General features: G+C 47.1%; 7 protein-coding genes, 6 tRNA genes and 1 pseudogene. All 14 read left to right on the forward strand.

Annotated elements, in window-relative coordinates:
* Positions 1-2: 2 nt before the first annotated feature.
* A tRNA-Trp gene (locus L693_RS0117205) sits at positions 3-76 on the forward strand.
* Between the two features lie 17 nt (positions 77-93).
* Positions 94-166: transfer RNA gene (locus L693_RS0117210), tRNA-His, on the forward strand.
* A 9-nt stretch (positions 167-175) separates the two neighbouring features.
* A tRNA-Gln gene (locus tag L693_RS0117220) sits at positions 176-250 on the forward strand.
* Positions 251-257: 7 nt separating this feature from the next.
* Positions 258-329 (forward strand) — tRNA-Gly (locus L693_RS0117225).
* A gap of 12 nt (positions 330-341) precedes the next feature.
* A tRNA-Cys gene (locus tag L693_RS0117230) sits at positions 342-416 on the forward strand.
* A 12-nt stretch (positions 417-428) separates the two neighbouring features.
* Positions 429-507 (forward strand) — tRNA-Leu (locus L693_RS0117235).
* Between the two features lie 110 nt (positions 508-617).
* Positions 618-1283 (forward strand): annotated as a pseudogene (locus L693_RS0117240) (MFS transporter); the annotation flags it as partial.
* A 130-nt stretch (positions 1284-1413) separates the two neighbouring features.
* Entirely contained in the window at positions 1414-1725 is a 312-nt protein-coding gene (locus L693_RS0117245) for a LiaF transmembrane domain-containing protein (RefSeq protein WP_025718580.1), read from the forward strand.
* Between the two features lie 87 nt (positions 1726-1812).
* Positions 1813-2481, forward strand: a complete 669-nt coding sequence (locus tag L693_RS0117250) for a PspA/IM30 family protein (protein ID WP_025718582.1) — start codon at positions 1813-1815, stop codon at positions 2479-2481.
* Between the two features lie 7 nt (positions 2482-2488).
* Positions 2489-2974 carry a PspC domain-containing protein gene (locus L693_RS0117255; RefSeq protein ID WP_025718584.1) on the forward strand — a complete coding sequence of 162 codons (486 nt, stop codon included), beginning with the start codon at positions 2489-2491 and terminating at the stop codon, positions 2972-2974.
* Positions 2974-3678 carry a PspA/IM30 family protein gene (locus L693_RS0117260; RefSeq protein WP_025718586.1) on the forward strand — a complete coding sequence of 235 codons (705 nt, stop codon included), beginning with the start codon at positions 2974-2976 and terminating at the stop codon, positions 3676-3678. Before L693_RS0117255 ends, L693_RS0117260 begins: the two co-directional genes overlap by 1 nt.
* A gap of 147 nt (positions 3679-3825) precedes the next feature.
* On the forward strand, positions 3826-4473 hold the full coding sequence (gene liaF, locus L693_RS0117265) for a cell wall-active antibiotics response protein LiaF (RefSeq protein ID WP_025718588.1): 648 nt from the start codon (positions 3826-3828) through the stop codon (positions 4471-4473).
* Between the two features lie 15 nt (positions 4474-4488).
* Complete coding sequence (locus L693_RS0117270) at positions 4489-5568, forward strand: sensor histidine kinase (protein ID WP_025718590.1); 1080 nt, start codon at positions 4489-4491, stop codon at positions 5566-5568.
* Positions 5546-5974, forward strand: a 429-nt coding sequence (locus tag L693_RS0117275) for a response regulator (protein ID WP_025718591.1), incomplete at its 3' end; no start/stop codon positions are given. The genes L693_RS0117270 and L693_RS0117275, both read left to right, overlap by 23 nt.

Raw genomic sequence — 5974 nt, forward strand, 5'->3', positions numbered from 1 at the left:
ATAGGGGCATAGTTTAAAGGTAGAACAACGGTCTCCAAAACCGTTGGTGTGGGTTCAATTCCTGCTGCCCCTGCCAAATATTCATTACCTGTGGCGGTCGTGGCGAAGTGGTTAACGCACCGGACTGTGACTCCGGCATTCGTGGGTTCAAGCCCCATCGGCCGCCCTTTAGTATTGGGGATTAGCCAAGCGGTAAGGCAACGGACTTTGACTCCGTCATGCATAGGTTCAAATCCTATATCCCCAGCCATCTTTATGCGGACGTGGCTCAGCGGTAGAGCATCGCCTTGCCAAGGCGAGGGTCGCGGGTTCGATTCCCGTCGTCCGCTTTGTTATACTCTGGCGCCATAGCCAAGTGGTAAGGCAAAGCTCTGCAAAAGCTTTATTCCCCAGTTCAAATCTGGGTGGCGCCTCCATAATTTGAATATGCCGGCGTGGCGGAATGGCAGACGCGCTCGACTCAAAATCGAGTGGGAAACCGTGGAGGTTCGAGTCCTCTCGCCGGTATACATAAAGGATGATAAAAGTGCTTAGAGCATTTTTATCATCCTTTTTATTATCCGTATTTATGATTCTCACAATAAGAGTAACGTGGATAATAAATTTGACGGGTCCCTATTAGCAAGGAAAAGCAGCAATACAATAGAGAGCTTCCACGTCAAAGTGAAAACCTTTTTCAGCAATTTGCCAAGTCATATCGTTCTCCTTATTTCATGGGTTTACTGATTGTGTTTGTCGTTGCATTTGGACTGGCAAACTTTGAAACGGTATTTGGACTGTTTGTTGATCATAAATATGGTTTTACACCGATGGATATCGCGATCATTATTACGACAGGCTCTATTTTAGGTGCGGTTGTTCAAGCAACTATATTTGGCTGGATCATTAATCGTTTTGGAGAGAAAAAAGTAATTCACTGCTGTTTGGCTGTTGGGGGATTGTTCATTTTTCTAACGCTGTTTGCTGAACAGTATGTGATGATCATGCTGACGACCTTCATTATTTTTCTGGTTATGGATATCCTTCGTCCGGCAGTAAGCACTTCTCTATCGCGACAGGCCGGGGATGAGCAAGGGTTTGTGGCAGGAATGAACTCTTCCTATACAAGTTTGGGGAATGTGATTGGACCGCTGATTGCAGGGCTACTGTTTGATGTTCATATAAATATGCCTTATATGGTTGCAGCGGTAGCATTATTGGTGTGTCTCGTTCTTTCACTCCGCTATAAGCAAGCGGGAGAACCAAGATCAACAGCTCGTGCAGCAGAACAACGTAGAGGCTGATAGCCGCAGGTCTGTATATATCCCAGACTTAGGTCTAGGTTCGAAAACCGTCTGGAGTCCGTTTTGCCGAATGCTTGATCAGCGTACAATAAGGACATAAGCAAGACACAGTGAAAGGCGGTGAGAGATGATGAGAGTTAACAAAGGGAATAGCTTGGCAATTGTATTGATCGTGTTAGGTTCGATTATGCTGCTCGGTAAGTTTACTCCGTTTTTCGGTCACTTTGTAGGACATCTGATTGGTTACTTAATTCCGATAGCCATGATCATGCTGGGCTACTATGGTGTGAAAAGAGGAAATGCGCTCTTCGGCTGGATCGTACTTGTGCTCGGCATACTGATTTTACTCGGCAAACTGTCCTGGCTTATTGGGCCACTGCTAGCAATTGGGTTAATCATATTTGGAGTTTCCATGCTGAGTGACCGCAGAAGACGCTACTGATCTAGCAGCTTGATGAATGAAGAAATTGTAGGAAAACAACGAGTGTTAAAATGTTGAAAATACGAAGTGTGAAAGGAGCAGACGCCAATGAGTGTGTTTCGAAGAATGCGTGATATTACGGTAGCAACCTTCAATGAGCATTTGGAACAAAGTCAAGATCCGGTGCAACTGATTGACCAGTTTTTATATAATACCCGCCAGGAAATCGCCGAAGCGGAAAAACTCCATCAGCAGTACGCAGTGCATACAAGACAGATGAAGCAGCAGTTGGATCATGCATTGTCTATGCAGACCAAACGGGAGGAACAGGCGCTACTGGCTTTGAAAGCAGATGAAGAACACGTGGCAAAGCTGGCCCTTCAGGAAAAAATGCTGTATGCAGAAAAAGAAGAACAGTATAGAGAACTGTGGGAGCAAAGCCGTGAATCACTACGTGAATTGGAGCAGCAGCTGGATACATTAAAGACAGAATATCAAACGGTACACAGTAAGCGTCAGTATTATGCCGCACGTGTACAAACATTGAGACTCCAGCAGCAGATGAACGAACGGGCAGGTACATACGGCGGACGAAATGTTCCCCGAATGTTCAACCGCTTGGAAGACCGGGTAGCCGATATGGAAGCAGAAACAATGAGTCTGCGTGATTTACGTCGGGGTGAGGGCCATGTACAGGATGATCAAAGCGGTGGATCGCTGCTCGAACAAGAGTGGGCAAGATTGAAAAGTAAGCTGAACAACAGCGGGAAGGAGTAAGTTGATTATGACCCGAATTTACAGATCAAGCCGGGATAGAGTATTAACGGGAGTATGTGGCGGTCTTTCTGACGCAACAGGAATGGACTCAACTTGGATACGTATTCTGGTTGTGATCAGTTTCTTTATTACAGCAGGCACCACATTTATGATTTATGTGATCGCTGCGCTGGTGATCTCCAAGGAGCCAAGATCTCCTTTTGATGGAGGGTTTGGCCCGGATAGCGGTCCCTATACCCAACAGGACCCACGCTATTATGGCGGTAATAGTACAAGATCGCAATATGGACAGGGAACTGGTTACAATCAGGGTGGAGCATACAGCAATTCAAGCCCGTTTGGTCAAGATGCTCGCCATTCATCCAAATATAACACAGCTCGCAACGATGATCTTGATTCAATGATGGAAGATATCGAGAGAAAAGCAATGAAAAAGGAACTGGAAGAGTTACGTAAAAAAGTAGAGCAATTCGAGAAGGGAGAACGTAAATAATGGGAATCTTTAAAAGAATGAAGGATATGACAAGAGCATCGGTGAATGAAGTGTTGGATAAAGTGGAAGATCCGATTATTATGTTAAATCAGTATTTGCGCGATATGGAGGCAGAAATTCACGAGGCTGAGGTAACAGTTGCCAAGCAAATGGCAAATGAACGTCGTATGAAACAACGCTTGGAGGAAGCAGTTCGTGTATCCAATGAGCGTGAAAAGCAAGCCGAATCTGCATTGCGGAATGGTCAGGAAGAAGTAGCACGCAAGCTGCTGGGCGAGAAGATTTATTTTGTGCAAAAGCAGGATGAATATCGTGACTTGCATACACAAGCTGAGCTTCAGGCCAAGGAATTGGTACAGCAGCTGCACGACATGAAGGATGAATTCTACAAAATGCGTAATAAGCGCAATGAGCTGGTATCCCGCGCTCAAATGGCGAAAGCCAAAAAGCAAATGTCGCAAATCAACAGCTTGCACACGATTGAAAGCGGGTCTGCATCGCTGGGCTTCCACCGCATGGAAGAAAAAATCATGCAAATGGAGGCAGAAGCTGACGTACTGCGTGCCCCTTACCGTCAAGCACCGGGGGAAGCATATGTCAACCCGGCAGAGGCTGAGAAACAGTTCAAAGTGGATGAGCAGCTCCAACAGTTGAAGTCCAAAATCGAAGCAGGCGCTAAACCAGTAGATATTAAGAAGGACTGACTACTCGGAAACAAGACATTATGATATGCTGTATAGATGGACACTGGCCAATGAGGGTGCTTAATCTGTACGGTTCGAGAAGCCATATGGCGGTATATCGCGCCACTATGGCTTTTCCTTCCTGTATAAACAAAAAGGGGGTGCAGCATGGAGAGAAGAAAATCAGCTTTGGTACTGGCAGGGATCAGCGTCGGAGTTATTATATTATTCGGTCAGTGGATTGGCTTCCTCTCCGTGATTGCATTGATCCTGATGTTGGCTGGAATATACAAGATTCGCAATTCTAAAATCAAAAAGGGCTATACGATGCTCGCAATCGGTGCCGGGCTGTTGGTGCTGGATCATTTGTTCTTGTTTGTGGTGATCACGTTGGCCTCGTTGGCTGTGTTCTATTCACGTTCCAGAAAGCTGCATAAAGGTCAAAGTTCCATATTCAAACACAATTTTATATCCAATCATAAATGGGACGAAGTGCCGTGGAGCTTGCGCAGCACGAGTATTTGGCATGTGGTTGGGGATGTGGATGCTGATTTGACGTTGGCTCTTCCGGAAGAACGTGAGCCCGTTATATTTTTGCAGGGAATCTTCGGTGATATTGACATCACGTTACCTGATAATTACGGTGTAGAGGTGGAAATGTTCGTGTTGTTCGGACAGATTCAGTTTGACCGTGATCATGAGGCGGGTATGCTCAACCGTCTGGTTTGGAAATCACCCAATTATACACAGAGTGAATATAAAGTGAAGTTTGTCATTTCATATTTGGCGGGCGATGTACGCGTCCGATTTTATTGATCAGGAGGAGCCGGGATGAGTCATAAAAAAACGTCCAACATGGTAACCCGCAGTATGGGTGAAGGTATCCTCCTGTGTGTTGTTGTGGGCGTAGTTGTCTTTTATATGCTGTATACATATGGATATGTGAAGTCGTTCCCGACCTGGGGAATGATATTGAAATTTGCAGGAGCTGTAATACTGGTGCTGATCGGGACAGGGGCCATGTACGGATTTTATGAGAGCTACCGCTTTAAAAGCAGGCTGGAAATGCTGAGAGAGACGTTACTTATGTGGGAAAAGGGAACCCCCGCACGTGAGCTGCCGCCATTGGGTCATGATGAGCTAGGCAGGCTGGGTGAGCAGTTGGAGCGAATCGGGCGCAAATGGCAGGAGCAGGTCACGTCTTTGCAGCGGTTGTCCACGAATAATGCCCAACTGGCAGAGCAGGCCCGGGTGACTGCGATTGTCGAGGAACGACAACGGTTGGCCAGAGAGCTGCATGATGCTGTATCCCAGCAACTGTTCGCTATCTCCATGACCGCGACAGCTGTGGGCAGAACGCTGGATAAGGATTTTGATAAAGCGCAGCGTCAAGTCGCGCTGATTGAAGAAATGTCTTCCGTGGCGCAGTCCGAAATGCGGGCGCTACTGCTTCATCTGCGGCCTGTCTATCTGGAAGGGAAACGATTGGAGCAAGGCTTGCGTGATTTGATACAGGAGCTGCAGGCTAAAGTGCCGATGGAGATTGATTTTGAGATGGAGAGCGGAGTACAGTTGGTTAAAGGCATTGAGAACCACCTGTTTCGTATTGTCCAGGAAGCCATGTCTAATACGCTGCGTCATGCCAAAGCAAGCCGCATGGAGATTCGTATCGTGCAACGGCCGGATTCCATCCGTTTGACGATTCGGGATAACGGTGTTGGATTTGAATTGGATGAGAAAAAGCAGACTTCATATGGATTATCGACAATGCAGGAACGGGTCAGCGAGATTGGAGGAGCTATTCAGTATATAACGGCTCCGGGAAAAGGGACACGAATTGAGGTGTCGGTGCCAGTCATTAATGATGAAAGCGGAAGGAACGATGATCATGGAAACGGAATTACCGATTAGCGTACTGCTGGTAGACGACCATGAAATGGTGCGGATTGGTCTTGCGGCGGTGCTGGGGACGGAAGAGGGCATAGAAGTGGTTGGCGAGGCTGGGAGCGGGGAAGAAGGCATACGGTTGGCTTCGGAATACAAGCCAAATGTGATTTTGATGGATTTGGTGATGGATGGCATGGATGGTATCGAAACGACACGCCAAGTGACGCGCCTGCTTCCAGAGACGAAGGTTATTGTGCTGACCAGTTATTTGGACGACGAAAAAATGTATCCCGTTATTGAAGCTGGGGCATTCAGCTATCTGCTCAAAACGTCTCGTGCATCCGAGATAGCGGATGCAATCCGTGCAGCTGCACGAGGGCAGTCTGTGCTGGAGTCGCAGGTCGCCTCCAAGATGATGAATCGATTCCGC

Source organism: Paenibacillus sp. 1-18, from assembly GCF_000520755.1.
GTDB lineage: Bacteria > Bacillota > Bacilli > Paenibacillales > Paenibacillaceae > Paenibacillus > Paenibacillus brasilensis.